The following is a 14,606-nucleotide window of genomic DNA, read 5'->3' as shown; positions in this document are numbered from 1 at the left end:
GCGGATGCAACGTAGGCCCCCGCCGTAACCACGGTGGGGGCCTACGTTGTTTCATGGCGGGATCGCCGTGGCTTGACGGGCCTGAGTAGCGACTACTTTTCGCCTAGCACTCTCTTGACGAAGCTGGTGGCACGCTCGTTCAGTTTGTCGACGCGCATTGACACATGGGCTTCGAAGTCATTGTGACTTTCGACTGCACGAGGAGGATTCCTGACGATCTCGGAGCATTCGAAATTGCCGTGTATGAGCGTCCCGAGCGAATTGCCGTTTCTTCCCGAAGGCCCGGCCTTCTTCGCTGTGAACATCCGAACGCCGGTGGTCTCGTGCAGATCCTCACACCAACTACACATCGCTTGAGACTTCGCCATGGGCACTGCCCTGAGCATCAGTCCGCGTGGGACGTCATCCACCGGAACGACAATATAGGCCCGTTGAGGAATTTTCGCATCAGCCCAACCAAAGTAGTCGAGCTCCGCCCACTCGATCTCAGCGAGATTAGGCGGCAGCGTGATCTTTTCCACTTCGCGGCGAGAGGTGTTGATAAAGGACTTCTTAATCTGAGTGGCATTGAGTTGCTGCATGACTGGCTTTCTCTGATTTCAGTAGTTGCCTGAAGTTGAATAGCCGTGAAGCCGGTGCAGTTTAGCCTTCGGGCAATCTTGCGGGTAGCTCTTTGGAAGTGCAGGCGGGCTTTGTTTGCACCAAGCATGACCGGTGAACGCGAGTGGCTAACTGAGAATGGTTAACGTGGCAATCAGCTACGGCAACAGGGAATGGGTAGAAGCTAGGTCGATTGTGTTTAGGCACAAGTCACCTATCACCCGACCGGCTGTGAATGCGGAGTTCGGGTGATTCTAGGGCAGCAGGACTAGAAGCAGGCCACGAGGGCCACCATCCCTTTCTTCCTGAGATTTCAGGTGGTTCGGCGATAGTTTCCGAGTTTGACTATATCCAAGTCCGCATCACTGGTTCAACATGGTTCTGTTGCGTACTGCTGGCATCGATGCTTTCGCTGGGAAGTCGGTGCTAGCTCAGTTCGCGTGCGCTCGTGTCCGGTTCGGCCTTTGGCTGTGGGTGGAGTACGGCGGATGCAGAATAGAACGCATAATCGAATCCGGACTACGGCACAGCGACCTGGCGTTATTGGCAGAAGATCCGCAACGATGCTGGCGCTCGCGGTTCGTTCCAGCGTCGCCCACCCATCCCGGCCCGTGCTCGTGTCGTGTTCGAGCGGGACGGTGAAGTGCGGCTCGACGGCACCGCGACGCGGCTCGGTTTCGATGGTGCGATCTACGTTGAGATCAAGGACCGTCGAGTCCAGACGATCGGCGTATGGCTGATGCCGGACGATGTGTGGTCGGAGGGGAAGTGAATGCCCACGCTTGCCCAGAAATTGCCCACACTTCGCCCAAATCAACCCACATTCAACCCAGGCACACCCCACCCAGCCGCCGCGGGAATTCAACGACCACACGGTTGACCTCGGCGGGAGAACGAACCACGACTTCTTCTCCGGTTCGGGTTCGTCCTACGTCATCGGCAAGGCCGAGAACACCGAAGACGACGACTGGGACTTCTGAGTCCTTGCGCCACAGATGGCGAATCGGCCCAAACCGAGCAGATAAGCTCGGTTTGGGCCGATTCGGTATTTGCCATGAGCATATGCCGTGGTCGATGCGGCTGTGAATGACTGACGCCCACCTGCTGCGTAAAACCCGGCAGCAAGTGGGCGTCTTCTCAATCAGTCGGGATCAGGCCGACCCGATCGGGGCCGTGCTGATTCCTGCAGATCAGGGTGACCGAGGTTCGTATCAGGCGGCGGCCATCGGCGTGATCTCACGCAGCGAGGTGCCGGTGAACAGCACAACTCGGCCGGTCGCATCCTCGATGGTGATCTCACCAGGAGCCTGACGGCTGATCCGGGGATCGATCATTCCTGCGTGTGCGAGTCCGCGCTGGACCCACTGTGGGAACTCAGACATGGTTCCCTCCTTTCTTCAGTTGTGAATAGCAGGCATCGACGCGCGCTATTCTTCAGGTTCTCGATACGGCGATTGGGTGATCGCCATGGGGATCTGCGATTCGAAGAGACACAGTGTCCGGAACATTCATCTGCAAGGTCGAACCATGATCGGGGCCTACGACTTCACAAGTTTGTCGTCAGGAGCAACGCAACGATCGGTTCGATGAATGCGGACTACTTCGAACGCAAGGACTGATCGTATCGCGTCCGATCGACGATTGTCCAATTCGGATCAGACAGTTCCACTCAGGTTCGCGATATCCTCGCCGAGGCGGCACCGAGTCCGCGCTCCGACCGACCCTTGACGAGGTCGGGCATCGCGTCGTCAGCGACGGCCCTGCATCCGCGCCCGGACTCGCACCCACAGCGCGACGGTGGCGATGAACAGCACGATACCGCCGGCCAGAAGGACGAGAGCCAGGGGATTGTCCAGCGCCACACCAACAGCCTGGGACGTCATCGACGGCTGCGGATCATCTGACTCCTGGGATGACTCCTGGGAATCCGCCGCACCGCTCGCATCCGAATCCGCGCCCCCGGCATCACTCGAGCTGCCGGTGGCGGTGGGGACCGCCTCGGCGGTGGCCTGAACCCCGACGGGAACGGTCTGCAGCGATTTCGGGTCGGTCTGGGCGAAATCCCATTCGAGCAGGTCGACGGCGACCTGACGCGAGTTGTTGTCGATGCCGAGCATCGTCGCGACCACACGGTGGCCGTCACGCTCGGCCACGGCCACATACGAACCCTTCGCGGCCCGGGTGAATCCGTTCTTCAGGCCCAGCCCGCCGTCGACCTGGCCGACGATCTTCGTGTGGTTCTGGATCTCGTAGCCTTTGAACTTCTCTTTCGTCTCCGGGTTCGTCCCGCCCGGGAACTTGTACGTCTCCGTGCCGATGACCTTCATCAGGTAGTCGTCCTCACGCACCGCCCATGCGAGCTTCATGAGGTCCTCGGCGGTCGTGTACTGGCCTTTCGCGTCCAGGCCCGAGGTGTTCTTCGCCTGTGTGTTCGACAGGCCCAGTTCCGCGGCCTTCTCGTTCATCAGCTTCACGGCTTTGTCCTGCCCGCCGACTGCCCGACCCAGAGCATTCGCCGCATCATTGGCGCTCGACATCAGCATCGCGTGGAAGAGCAGATCGATCGAGTACTTGTTCGTCTGCATGAGGCCGACCTTCGTCCCATCGACTTCCATGTCCTCGAACTCGGCGGTCACCTTCTTCTTCTTGTCGTCGAACTCGTCGACGAGCGCGAGAGCCGTGAGCAGTTTGATCGTCGACGCCGGAGCGTGCCGCTTCTCCACCTTCTTCGCCACATGCAGCTCCCCGGAGTCGAGGTCGCCGACAAGCCAGGACGTGCCCGTCGGCTTCGGCGGCTTCGCACCGTCACCGAGGTCGTCGGGACTGACATACGCCGGTGCTGTCGACTCCGCCGGCTGGGACACTGCCTGCGCGGGAGCGGGGGAGTGGACGAGCTGGGCGGGAAGAACCAGCAGCGCGGCAGCGAAGCCGAGGACGCGCAGGAGCGCGGCACGCGGTGAGGAAGCAGTCGAGCGGGTGAAACGCATGCGCCCCAGTCTACTTTCGCCGCAGGCAGCTCGTCCTCAGGATTCCCTCACCCTCTTGGAGGCGGCCCACACGAGAAGCGAGCGTCCGCCGGCAGCCCAGTCTGAAGCGGATAGCCCACGTTCAAATGTGGTCTATCCACCCTCGACTGGACCACTTCCGCAAAAGCACAGTTGAAGTCCAATAGCACATGTTCAAATCAGTGCTGTCTGACTTCAACCGTGTATTTGAGGAAGTTGTTCCCACCACCGAGGCGGCCCGATCCCACCGAGGAGGTCCCGCTAGACGGCCGCCAGCCCGCTCAGAAGGGACGCAGACGAAAGCGGCCCCGCACCGTGTGGTGCGGGGCCGCAGCAGTCTGACTTGCGCTTACGCGATCAGAACGCGCGCTGCAGGATCGCCTGCTTCACCTCGGCGATGGCCTTGGTGATTTCGATGCCGCGCGGGCAGGCCTCGGTGCAGTTGAAGGTGGTGCGGCAGCGCCACACGCCTTCCTTGTCGTTGAGGACCTCCAGGCGCATGTCTCCGCCTTCGTCACGCGAATCGAAGATGAAACGATGCGCATTGACGATCGCGGCGGGACCGAAGTACTGGCCGTCGGTCCAGAACACGGGGCACGAGGAGGTGCAGGCTGCGCAGAGGATGCACTTCGTGGTGTCGTCGAAGGCCTCACGCTGTTCGGCCGACTGCAGACGCTCACGCGTGGGCTCGTGTCCCGAGGTGACGAGGAACGGCATGACCTCGCGGTACGACTGGAAGAAGGGCTCCATGTCGACAATCATGTCCTTCTCGAGCGGAAGGCCCTTGATCGCCTCGACGGTGATCGGCTTGGACGTGTCGAGGTCCTTGAGCAGCGTCTTGCAGGCCAGGCGGTTGCGGCCGTTGATGCGCATCGCATCGGAACCGCAGACGCCGTGGGCGCAGGACCGGCGGAAGGACAGCGAACCGTCGATCTCCCACTTGATCTTGTGAAGGGCATCCAGCACGCGGTCGGTGCCGTACATCGTGACGTTGTATTCCTCCCAGTGCGGCTCCGAATCGACCTCGGGGTCGAAACGAGCGATCCGGAAGGTGCAGTCGAAGGACGGAATGGTTCCGCCTTCGCCCGACACGTGGGTCGGCAGGTCGATCTTCGACGCTGGCTCTGGGGTGGTATCGGTGCTCATCAGTACTTACGCTCCATCGGCTGGTAACGGGTGACGATGACGGGCTTCGTCTCCAGACGCATGCCCTTGATGCCGTCGGTCTCCGCTTCGGGATCGAGGTAGGTCATCGTGTGGTGCATGAACTTCTCGTCGTCACGATCCGGGAAGTCCTCGCGGAAGTGTCCTCCGCGCGATTCCTTGCGGTGGATGGCGGCGACAGAGATGACCTCGGCGAGCTCGAGCAGGAAGCCGAGCTCGACGGCCTCGAGCAGATCGAGGTTGTAGCGCTTGCCGCGGTCCTGGATGCCTACGTTGTTGTAGCGCTCGCGCAGCTTGGCGATCTCGTCGAGAGCCTCACGCAGCGTCTCATCGGTGCGGAACACCTGGACGTTGGCGTCCATGATGTCCTGCAGATCCTTGCGGATCGCCGCGATGCGCTCGGTGCCGTCCGAGGTGCGCATCTTCTCGAGCATCTCGACGACTTCGGTCTCCGGGCTCTCGGGCAGCTCGACGAACTCGGCGGTCTGCGCATATTCCGCAGCGGCGATGCCGGCGCGCTTGCCGAAGACGTTGATGTCGAGCAGCGAGTTCGTGCCCAGACGGTTCGAACCGTGCACGGACACGCAGGCGCACTCACCGGCGGCGTAGAGGCCGGGGATGACGGTGTCGTTGTCGGCGAGCACTTCGGCTTCGATGTTCGTCGGGATGCCGCCCATCGCGTAGTGCGCGGTCGGGAAGACCGGCACCGGCTCGGTGTAGGGCTCCACACCGAGGTAGGTGCGGGCGAACTCGGTGATGTCCGGCAGCTTCTCGTCGATGTGGGAGGGTTCGAGGTGTGTGAGGTCGAGCAGGACGTAGTCCTTGTTCGGTCCGCAGCCGCGGCCCTCGCGCACCTCGTTGGCCATCGAACGGGCCACGATGTCACGCGGAGCGAGGTCCTTGATCGTCGGGGCGTAGCGCTCCATGAAGCGCTCACCCTCGGAGTTGCGGAGGATGCCGCCCTCACCACGTGCCGCCTCGGAGAGCAGGATGCCCAGGCCGGCGAGGCCTGTGGGGTGGAACTGGAAGAACTCCATGTCCTCCAGCGGGATCCCGCGGTTGTAGGTCACGGCCATGCCGTCACCGGTCAGGGTGTGCGCATTCGAGGTGGTCTTGAAGACCTTGCCGACACCGCCGGTGGCGAAGACGACCGACTTGGCCTGGAAGACGTGGATCTCGCCGGTGGCCAGTTCGTAGGACACGACTCCGGCCGGGCGCTTGACCCCGTCGACCTCGGTCATGAGGAGGTCGAGGACGTAGAACTCGTTGTAGAACTCCACGCCGTGCTTGACGCACTGTTGGTACAGGGTCTGGAGGATCATGTGACCGGTGCGGTCTGCGGCGTAGCAGGAGCGGCGCACGGCCGACTTGCCGTGGTCGCGGGTGTGCCCGCCGAAGCGACGCTGGTCGATCTTGCCCTCGGGGGTGCGGTTGAACGGCAGCCCCATCTTCTCGAGGTCGAGGACGGCGTCGATGGCTTCCTTGGCCATCACCTCCGCGGCGTCCTGGTCGACCAGGTAGTCACCGCCCTTGACGGTGTCGAAGGTGTGCCATTCCCAGTTGTCCTCTTCCACGTTCGCCAGTGCGGCGCACATTCCGCCCTGGGCGGCACCGGTGTGCGAACGGGTGGGGTAGAGCTTCGTGAGAACGGCGGTGCGGGCGCGCTGGCCCGACTCGATCGCCGCACGCATGCCGGCGCCGCCGGCGCCGACGATGACGACGTCGTAATGATGTACCTGCATGTTTCTCCTTTAGGCCTTGCAGAACTCAGCCAGGACCGAGGGGTCCGCTCCGGCCGGGCAGGGATCGAACGTGAAGATGACGAGCGTGCCGAGCACGATGACGATGACCGAGGCGATGTAGAGGATCACCTGCAGGGACATGCGTGTGCCGGGCTTCTCGGAGTAGTCCATGATGATGGTGCGCAGACCGTTGGTGCCGTGCAGCATCGCCAGCCACAGCATGAGCAGATCCCAGATCTGCCAGAACGGGCTGGCCCATTTGCCTGCGACGAATCCGAAGTCGATGGCCTGGACGCCGTCGCCGGCCCACAGGTTCACGAACAGGTGGCCGAAGATGAGGATGACGAGCACGACGCCGGAGATGCGCATGAACAGCCATGCGAACATCTCGAACTTCGAGCGCGTCGACTTGTGCCGGGAGTAGCCGGTCCGCGGAGCCGGAATGGATGTTGTGCTCATGTCAGCCTCCGAAGGTGTGCATCAGCTGGCGGGGAATGAAGGCGATCATGATGATGAGCCAGACAACCATGACTCCCCAGAACAGCTTCTTCTGATTTTTCGGGCCACTCTTCGAGAAATCGACGAGAATGACGCGCAGACCGTTGAACGCATGGAATGCGATGGCGGCGACGAGCGCGATCTCACCGAATGCCATGACCGGTGTCTTGTAGGTTCCGATCACTGCGTTGTAGGCCTCGGGCGAGACGCGGACGAGGGCAGTATCGAGCACGTGGACCAGAAGGAAGAAGAAGATTCCGACGCCTGTGACGCGATGCGCGACCCAGGACCACATTCCTTCGTTTCCTCGGTACAGAGTGCCCGTAGACGCTTTGGCCACGGAGCATCCTCCATCTTGATAATTCGGGTGTGTACGTCTAGAAACTACGCCGAAGACCGCTTCCGTGCCAGTCGAGACACGGCTGAGCGTCCCGGATCACACCGCAACCCTGGCAATTCCCTCAAAACTGGGATTCACCGTCTCACGGAATTTCATTTACATCACAGTCGTGTGCTCTAAATTGTCTCGTTCCCGTTCTGACCTGGTCAGCCCGGGAACACGGTCACACCCTCGCCGAGGCGGTCCCGAGGTGGGGAGATCCCCACCGGAGCCTTGGGGATCGGCTCATCCGACACGGCGGGCAACCTCGGGGAAGGTGTGCCCGAACTCTGAGACACTGAGATCGTGAACACGCACTTCCACGCCATCATCCCCGCCGGCGGATCCGGAACGCGCCTGTGGCCGCTGTCTCGTCGGGCGACGCCGAAGTTCCTCCACGATGTCCTCGGCCTCGGTCGCAGCCTCATCCAGGCTACCTGGGACCGCGTCGCGCCGATCGTCGGCGACGACAGAGTCTGGGTGGTCACCGGCGAGAGCCACTTCGATCAGGTCGCCGAGCAGCTGCCGCATATCGCCCGCGGCCAGATCATCGCCGAACCCTCCCCGAAGGATTCCGCTGCCGCCATCGGTCTGGCCGCCATGCTCATCGCCCGCGAGGATCCCGAGGCCATCGTCGGATCGTTCTCCGCCGATCATTCGATCACGAACGTCGACGAATTCCGGCTCGTCATCGATCAGGCCGTCGCCGCCGCGGAGACCGGAGACATCGTCACGGTCGGCATCATGCCCCGCAATCCCGCCACGGCCTACGGCTATATCGAGACCGGTGACCTGCTCGGGCTCGACGGGGCGCCCACGGCCCGGCGGGCGCTGGCGTTCGCGGAGAAGCCGGAGGCGAGCACGGCTCGTCAGTATGTGAACTCCGGACGCTACCGCTGGAACGCGGGCATGTTCATCGCCAAGGCCTCCGCCCTGCTCGACATCCTCGCCGAGGAGGACCCGCCCCTCTATTCTGGGCTGGCCCGGATCGCCGAGGCCTGGGACACCCCAGACCATGATGAGGTCCTCAGTGCCGTGTGGCCCGGACTGGAGAAGCGAGCCATCGACTATGTGGTGGCCGAACCGGCAGCCGCAGCCGGTCGTGTCATCGTCATCCCCGGTGACTTCGGCTGGGACGACGTCGGCGACTTCGATTCGGTGGCCAGGCTGCGCCAGCCGGTGCCCGGGGAACCGCGGGGAGTGATCTCGATCGGCGGGAACACCGACCTGCTCGAGGTCGATGCCTCGGGAGTCGTGTTCTCCGAAGGACCGCGGACGGTGGCCATCGTCGGGCTCGATGACCTCGTCGTCGTCGACACCGACGACGTCCTGCTCATCACCTCCCGCTCGCACGCCCAGGACGTGAAGAAGGCTGTGTCCCTCGCCGGTGAGCGCGGACTCGACGAACTGCTCTGATCCACAGTCGGCGCTCCCGGGGGAGTGGAGCGGGAAGTATGTCGAAATTGGTCGCAATGGGCACATTTATGACATCGAGTGCCTAGCATGGCTTGAAATGTTCGACATCGCCCATCCCCGACCTCCCCGCACTGAAGGACCCGACGTGATCAGCTCGACAATCGCTGAGATCGGTGCTGAACTCATCGATTTCCGCCGCGACATCCATGCCCATCCGGAACTGTCCTTCCAGGAGTTCGAGACCACCGACAAGATCGTCGCCCGCCTCGAGGCCGCCGGTCTCACGCCACGGCGCCTCGAGAGCACCGGAGTCGTCTGCGACATCGGCGAAGGACCGGTGGCCGTGGGGCTGCGCGCCGATATCGACGCCCTGCCGGTCGATGACCTCATCGATGAGGAATTCCGGTCCACCGTGCCCGGCGTCGCCCACGCCTGCGGCCACGACGTCCACCTGACCTCACTCATCGGTGCCGGCATCGCCCTGCAGAAGATCCACGAGACACGGCCCGGCGGACTCGGCGGACGCGTGCGCCTGATCTTCCAGCCCGGTGAAGAGGTCACCCCGGGCGGTGCCCTGCGCGTGATCTCCCAAGGCGTGCTCGACGACGTGCCCGAGGTCTACGCCGTCCACTGCGACCCGAACGTCGACATCGGCAAGGTCGGTTCGCGCATCGGCGCCATCACCGCCGCCGGCGACACCGTCATCATCCGCCTCTCCGGTCACGGAGGGCACACCTCCCGTCCGCACCTGACCGAGGACCTCGTCTACGCGCTGGGCAAACTCGCCACCGATCTGCCCTCGACCCTGGGCCGGCTGATCGACCCGCGCCACGCGATCTCTCTGGTGTGGGGTGAGATCAGCGCCGGCCATGCCGCGAACGTCGTCCCCAGCGAGGGGATCCTGCGCGGAACCCTGCGCTGCCTCGACGTCGACGGCTGGAACCAAGTCGCCGAAGTGCTGCCCGAGCTCGTCGATCGCATCGCCGGACCCTACGGAGTCGAGGTCGACCTCGAACATCGCCGAGGCGTCCCACCGGTGGTCAACACCGAAGACCAGGTCACCCTCATCGAATCCGCCGTCCGCGGGGAACTCGGCGAGAACTCGGTGCAGCTGACCCCGCAGTCCATGGGCGGGGAGGACTTCGCCTGGTACCTCACTCACTGCCCGGGAGCGCTCATCCGTCTGGGCACCCGCACCCCCGGCGGCATCACCTACGACATCCACCAGGGTGATCTGCTCATCGACGAACGCGCCGTGGAGATCGCCGCCCGCGTGTTCACGGCCACCGCGCTCAAGGTCCTCGACCGCGACCGGTGATGGCCCGGCGGCTGATTGCCCGCGCGCGGTCGGCCGCTGCTGCCCTCTGGCCTGCCACGTGATCTGCCACGGACGATGCCTGATTACGCCGTGTCAGGGTGGGCCGATAATCTTGGACCCATGAGGATGAGAGCCCGAACCGCGCAGATCGCCGCGCTCGCCGCGGTCGGCGTCCTCACGCTCAGCGCCTGCTCCGTGAATGCCCCCGAAGCCCTCGAAGAGGAGCGGCTGGGCTGCCTCGTCTCGGCCCCGGCCGGTTTCGACGATCACTCCGCCGGTGCACTCACCCTCGAGGAGACGGAACTGGCCCGCGGGGCCGGAGTCTTCTCGGGCACCTCGAGTCAACGCGTCTCGGGTGGGTCGGCCACCTCGGCGGCATTGGATCGGATGCACAGACACGACTGTGCACTGACCACGGTCATCGGCCCCGGCGGAGCGGACGAACTCGCGGACTTCGCCGCGGCTCACCCCGATGACCTGTTCCTCGGGGTCTCGCCCGGTACCGACGACCTGCCGAAGAACGTGCTGAGCATGGATTTCGACCTCGTCCCACCGGCATTCATCGCCGGCTTCACCGCGGCCACTGCCTCGGAGACGGGGAAGGTCGGCATCGTCGTCGCGCACGGATTCCCGCAGGCCGACCGCATCCTCGCCGCCTTCGACGCCGGTGTCGACCTGTACAACAAGGAGAAGGACGAGGACCTGCCGAAGGCGGAGTCCTACCGTCCCTCCTCGGGACGGGTCGCCTCGGCGAACGGTTCGCCTCGGGCGATCGACGACACCCGCGACGCGGGGAAAGAGTACTTCGAGCGGTCCTTCGATGCCGATGTCGACGTGCTCGTCCCGTTCGGATCGGCGGCCGCGATGGGGGTGGTCACCTCGGCGGATGAGAAGCGGACCGATCTCACCACGGCCACGGAGGAACCGGAGGGCGGGGACGATGGGCCGAGCCTGCCGAAGGTGATCTGGTACGGCACCGCAGGCGGGTTCTCGAAGGCGATCGTGGCCACCGTGGAGCCGAACGTGCGCCGCGGACTGCGGACGATGTTCCCCGATTGGCCGCAGAGCAGGAACCCCGACGAAGTGGCCCCCGCCCCGAAGACGGAGCCGGAGGAGATCGGCGGCTTCGAAGTCAGCGAGCGACGGTACAAGGGCACGATCGACAACGGCGGGGTGCGGATCGTCGCCGAGGACGGATTCCTCTCCCGCGTCTCCGACGCCGGGCGGGGGATCACGGACCTGCGGGAGCGGATCAAGAGCGGGGAGATCGACCCGGAGAAGGGATGAGGGGTGCGCGCCGCATCGGATAAGCTGAGACGGTGATGAATGTACCCGCCGGCGTCGCATCGGACGACCCCATCCTGCAGCTGCCCAAAGTCTCCCTCCATGATCACCTCGACGGCGGTCTGCGCCCGTCGACGATGATCGAGCTGGCCGACTCGATCGGCCACACCCTGCCCGCCGCCGATGCCGAGTCGCTGCGTCGGTGGTTCTCGGAGTCCGCGAACTCCGGTGACCTGGTCCGCTACCTCGAGACGTTCTCGCACACCGTGGCGGTCATGCAGAGCGAGGACAACCTGCGCCGAGTGGCCAAGGAATGGGTCCTCGACCAGGTGGCCGACGGCGTCTTCTACGCCGAAGCCCGGTGGGCTCCCGAGCAGCACCTCGACGGCGGTCTCGAACTCGACGCCGTCGTCGAAGCCGTCCAGGACGGTCTGGAAGCCGGCGTCTCCGAGGCGGCGGCCGAGGGCAAGTACATCCGCGTCGGCCAGCTCATCACGGCCATGCGTCAGGCCGACAACTCGCTGGCGATCGCCGAACTGGCCATCCGCCATCGTGAGAAGGGCGCGGATTCCGGAGTCGTCGGATTCGACATCGCCGGACCCGAGAACGGCTTCCCGCCGTCCGCGCACCTCTCCGCCTTCAACGCTCTGCATCAGGCGTATGTGCCGGTGACGATCCATGCCGGTGAGGCCGCCGGCAAGGAATCCATCCACGAGGCGGTCACCATCTGCCATGCCCAGCGTCTGGGCCATGGTGCGCGCATCGTCGAGGACATGGACATCGTCGACGGTCAGGGCCAGCTCGGCAGCCTCGCCGCCTGGGTCCTCGATCAGCAGATCCCGCTCGAACTGTGCCCGAGCTCCAACCTGCAGACCGACATCGGAGGCACCATCGCCGGCCACCCGATCACGGGACTGAAGGACCTCGGCTTCGCCGTCACCATCAACCCGGACAACCGGCTGATGTCGGGCACCTCCGTCTCACGGGAGATGCGACTGCTCGTCGACGAGGCCGGCTGGAACCAGACCGACCTCGAATGGGCGACGGTCAACGCTGTGACCGCGGCCTTCCTGCCGCTGGATGTGCGTGAGCGCATGCTCGATGAGATCCTCATCCCCGGATTCGCCCGGGTGACCATTTGAGCTCACGCAATGGCCGGGCCGCAGGTTCCGGTGCGTCACCGGAGCCTGAGGGGCACGGGATTCCGACCCCGCGGGCGATGATGCTGCCCGTCATCGTCCTCGGCGTCCAGGCATTGGCCCTGATCGGGGCGGCGGTGTCGTTCGTCATCACGGCGATCACCGCTGGGCCGTTGGCGGCGTCGCTGATCGGTCTGGCCGTCATGTTCCTCATCTTCGCCGCGGGTGTCGGCGCCGCGGCCCGGGGTGCCTGGCGCCTGCACCGGTGGGCGCGTCCGGCGGCGATCGCCTTCGAGCTGCTCGTCATCGTCTTCGCCTTCAGCGTCATCGGCGGTTCCCTGCTGCTGGGACTCGCCTGCCTCGTCACCGCGATCGCCGTGATCATGGGCTTCTTCCTGCCCCCGGTCGTCGACGCCTACAACCGCGCCCTGACCGACTGAGCCGGTTCAAGCAGGTACTCGCCCGAACATAGGTCGCTTTCGGATACTTTTCTCCTCGAAAGTATCCGATAGCGACCTGTATTCTGCGCTGAGTGTCTGTTCGCGACCCAAGTTTTCGAGTTCGAGCAGCTGGGGCGGCCCGACGCTGCTGAGAGAATGCGTGAACTGTACGCAGATTGCCAAAATCCGGCGTCTGCCGGGCAATCTGCGCACACTTGACTCGCGTCAGCGGGGCTGACCGCGGCTACGGGCCCGCGGATCAGTCGGAACAAGTCAGCATCACACCTGCGGCGGCGACCATTTCTGGACGCTCGCAGCCTGAGCGGCATTGAGTCGCGACGGAACCGCGGAGAAGACGGCATTGCGCAGCCCCGCCAGAAGCGGCGATTCGAGTTGGAACATCTGCCCCATGAGCCGGGACTTCTGCGCGATCGACTGCGTCCGCGGGCGGCGCAGGGAGTCATAGCGGCCCAGTGCCGCAGCGAGGTCCGGCGGTACTGAGACGCTCGGGCCCAAATTGTGGTCCGGGTTCGCGCCGGTGCGAGGCCCCGCACGGTGGTCCGGGTTCGCGCCGGCGCGAGTGCCCGCACCTGTGGCCGCTTGCTCTTCGACTCGTCCGAGCCGGCTCGCCCCAGATCCCGGAGACTCCCCGAGCAGCGGGGTGAGCAGGACTGTGAGTGTCGCCGCATCTTCGAGAGCCTGACCTCCGCCTTGGCCGAGGTCCGGCGTCATCGCATGTGCGGCATCCCCGAGGAGGACGACGCGGCCGCGGTGGAAGTTGGCCAGCCGGCGGGAGAGGTCGGAGATCGCGGTGCGGCGGACCGCCTCGGCGTCGGTGGCGGCGATGAGCTCGGCAATGGGGGAGTGCCAGCCGGTGAACATCTGCAGGGCGGTGGCCTTCTCGTCGGCGAAGACCGCGTCCTCGGGCATGTTCGCCACCGCGAACCAGTAGACGCGGCCGTCGGCCAGCGGGGCGATGCCGAAGCGGCGTCCGCGCCCGACCGATTCCCCTGCCTCGCCGGACAGATCCACCGGCACCGAGGTGATGCCCCGCCACGCGGAATACCCGGAGTACCGCGGTGCCACCGCCTCACCGGCGACAACGGTGCGGACCCGGCTGTGCAGACCGTCGGCGCCGATCACGAGGTCGAAACGTGCAGATGCATCGAGGTGCGAGGAGACGGGTGTGAAGGTCAGCGTCCCATCCGATGCTGCCGAGGCCACCTCGGCGTCGGTGCGCACAGTCCCAGGAGCCAGCGCCTCGAGGAGGATGCGGTGGAGATCGGCACGGTCGACGATGCGCAGCGCACCGACGGCCTCGTCGGGCACCCGCGCGATCCAACGACCATCGGCGCGACGCTGACCTGCGGCGAAGCCTTCGACACTGGAGTCGGTCACCGCATCGAATGCCTCGCGCAGGCCGAGCGTCTCCAGCGCGGCGAGACCGTTGGCGAAGATCGACAGCCCCGAACCACCGGCTCGCACCTCGGGGGCACGTTCGAACACGGTGACCTCGGCGCCGGCCCTCTGCAGTCCCACGGCCGCCGAGAGTCCGCCGATTCCAGCTCCGATGACAGCGATTCTCATAGAGTCATCGTCGCATGCAGGACGGCGGGTGGCG

Annotated in this window: 15 protein-coding genes; 7 read left to right on the top strand and 8 right to left on the bottom strand. The window is 64.8% G+C overall.

Annotated features, from left to right (window positions below; all coding sequences use genetic code 11):
- Positions 1-92 precede the first annotated feature (92 nt).
- On the bottom strand, positions 93-581 hold the full coding sequence (locus AD89_RS0110715; RefSeq protein WP_025778721.1) for an FBP domain-containing protein: 489 nt from the start codon (positions 579-581) through the stop codon (positions 93-95).
- 641 nt (positions 582-1,222) lie between these two features.
- On the opposite strand from AD89_RS0110715, the gene AD89_RS19945 reads away from it, so the two are divergent.
- Both AD89_RS19945 and AD89_RS0110705 read left to right on the top strand, forming a co-directional pair.
- On the top strand, positions 1,223-1,372 hold the full coding sequence (locus tag AD89_RS19945; RefSeq protein ID WP_155807413.1) for a hypothetical protein: 150 nt from the start codon (positions 1,223-1,225) through the stop codon (positions 1,370-1,372).
- Between the two features lie 10 nt (positions 1,373-1,382).
- On the top strand, positions 1,383-1,580 hold the full coding sequence (locus tag AD89_RS0110705) for a hypothetical protein (RefSeq protein ID WP_025778719.1): 198 nt from the start codon (positions 1,383-1,385) through the stop codon (positions 1,578-1,580).
- A 231-nt stretch (positions 1,581-1,811) separates the two neighbouring features.
- Here the strand turns inward: AD89_RS0110705 and AD89_RS19940 are convergent, their stop codons facing one another.
- From AD89_RS19940 to sdhC, 6 genes are all read right to left on the bottom strand, one after another.
- Positions 1,812-1,982: a hypothetical protein gene (locus AD89_RS19940; protein ID WP_155807412.1), complete on the bottom strand. Its 171-nt coding sequence runs from the start codon at positions 1,980-1,982 to the stop codon at positions 1,812-1,814.
- Positions 1,983-2,348: 366 nt separating this feature from the next.
- Positions 2,349-3,587 (bottom strand): D-alanyl-D-alanine carboxypeptidase family protein, encoded by a 1,239-nt coding sequence (locus tag AD89_RS0110695; protein WP_025778717.1) that lies wholly within the window; start codon positions 3,585-3,587, stop codon positions 2,349-2,351.
- Between the two features lie 375 nt (positions 3,588-3,962).
- Positions 3,963-4,751 carry a succinate dehydrogenase iron-sulfur subunit gene (locus AD89_RS0110690; protein ID WP_025778715.1) on the bottom strand — a complete coding sequence of 263 codons (789 nt, stop codon included), beginning with the start codon at positions 4,749-4,751 and terminating at the stop codon, positions 3,963-3,965.
- A complete protein-coding gene (gene sdhA / locus AD89_RS0110685) occupies positions 4,751-6,511 on the bottom strand; it encodes a succinate dehydrogenase flavoprotein subunit (RefSeq protein WP_025778713.1) in 1,761 nt (586 codons plus the stop codon). The genes AD89_RS0110690 and sdhA overlap by 1 nt, the downstream gene beginning before the upstream one ends.
- Positions 6,512-6,520: 9 nt before the next feature.
- Positions 6,521-6,970: a succinate dehydrogenase hydrophobic membrane anchor subunit gene (locus AD89_RS0110680; protein WP_025778711.1), complete on the bottom strand. Its 450-nt coding sequence runs from the start codon at positions 6,968-6,970 to the stop codon at positions 6,521-6,523.
- 1 nt (position 6,971) lies between these two features.
- On the bottom strand, positions 6,972-7,349 hold the full coding sequence (gene sdhC / locus AD89_RS0110675) for a succinate dehydrogenase, cytochrome b556 subunit (protein ID WP_081770431.1): 378 nt from the start codon (positions 7,347-7,349) through the stop codon (positions 6,972-6,974).
- 345 nt (positions 7,350-7,694) lie between these two features.
- Between sdhC and AD89_RS0110670 the strand changes: the two genes are divergently transcribed.
- From AD89_RS0110670 to AD89_RS0110650, 5 genes are all read left to right on the top strand, one after another.
- On the top strand, positions 7,695-8,804 hold the full coding sequence (locus tag AD89_RS0110670) for a mannose-1-phosphate guanylyltransferase (RefSeq protein ID WP_025778708.1): 1,110 nt from the start codon (positions 7,695-7,697) through the stop codon (positions 8,802-8,804).
- 145 nt (positions 8,805-8,949) lie between these two features.
- Entirely contained in the window at positions 8,950-10,122 is a 1,173-nt protein-coding gene (locus tag AD89_RS0110665) for an amidohydrolase (RefSeq protein ID WP_025778706.1), read from the top strand.
- Positions 10,123-10,242: 120 nt separating this feature from the next.
- Positions 10,243-11,409 carry a BMP family ABC transporter substrate-binding protein gene (locus AD89_RS0110660; RefSeq protein WP_231488586.1) on the top strand — a complete coding sequence of 389 codons (1,167 nt, stop codon included), beginning with the start codon at positions 10,243-10,245 and terminating at the stop codon, positions 11,407-11,409.
- A 35-nt stretch (positions 11,410-11,444) separates the two neighbouring features.
- Positions 11,445-12,548, top strand: coding sequence for an adenosine deaminase (locus AD89_RS0110655; protein WP_025778703.1), 1,104 nt, complete (start codon positions 11,445-11,447; stop codon positions 12,546-12,548).
- The gene (locus tag AD89_RS0110650; protein WP_231488584.1) at positions 12,545-12,985 is read left to right on the top strand and encodes a hypothetical protein; all 441 of its coding nucleotides are present in this window, start codon (positions 12,545-12,547) and stop codon (positions 12,983-12,985) included. Before AD89_RS0110655 ends, AD89_RS0110650 begins: the two co-directional genes overlap by 4 nt.
- A 279-nt stretch (positions 12,986-13,264) precedes the next feature.
- Here AD89_RS0110650 and AD89_RS0110645 read toward each other — a convergent pair whose 3' ends face one another.
- Entirely contained in the window at positions 13,265-14,572 is a 1,308-nt protein-coding gene (locus AD89_RS0110645) for an FAD-dependent monooxygenase (protein WP_025778700.1), read from the bottom strand.
- Positions 14,573-14,606: the final 34 nt, after the last annotated feature.

This window comes from Brevibacterium sp. VCM10 (assembly GCF_000583215.1).
Classification (GTDB): domain Bacteria; phylum Actinomycetota; class Actinomycetes; order Actinomycetales; family Brevibacteriaceae; genus Brevibacterium; species Brevibacterium linens.
Note: the sequence above shows the minus strand (reverse complement) of the source record. Positions and strands in the feature narration are given on the sequence as shown.

Coding starts and splice junctions, on each gene's coding strand:
- AD89_RS0110690 (WP_025778715.1), bottom strand. CDS start 4,751: ATGAGCACCGATACCACCCCAGAGCCAGCGTCGAAGATCGACCTGCCG.
- AD89_RS0110715 (WP_025778721.1), bottom strand. CDS start 581: ATGCAGCAACTCAATGCCACTCAGATTAAGAAGTCCTTTATCAACACC.
- AD89_RS0110655 (WP_025778703.1), top strand. CDS start 11,445: ATGAATGTACCCGCCGGCGTCGCATCGGACGACCCCATCCTGCAGCTG.
- AD89_RS0110645 (WP_025778700.1), bottom strand. CDS start 14,572: ATGAGAATCGCTGTCATCGGAGCTGGAATCGGCGGACTCTCGGCGGCC.
- AD89_RS0110660 (WP_231488586.1), top strand. CDS start 10,243: ATGAGGATGAGAGCCCGAACCGCGCAGATCGCCGCGCTCGCCGCGGTC.
- AD89_RS0110680 (WP_025778711.1), bottom strand. CDS start 6,970: ATGAGCACAACATCCATTCCGGCTCCGCGGACCGGCTACTCCCGGCAC.
- AD89_RS0110695 (WP_025778717.1), bottom strand. CDS start 3,587: ATGCGTTTCACCCGCTCGACTGCTTCCTCACCGCGTGCCGCGCTCCTG.
- sdhA (WP_025778713.1), bottom strand. CDS start 6,511: ATGCAGGTACATCATTACGACGTCGTCATCGTCGGCGCCGGCGGCGCC.
- AD89_RS19940 (WP_155807412.1), bottom strand. CDS start 1,982: ATGTCTGAGTTCCCACAGTGGGTCCAGCGCGGACTCGCACACGCAGGA.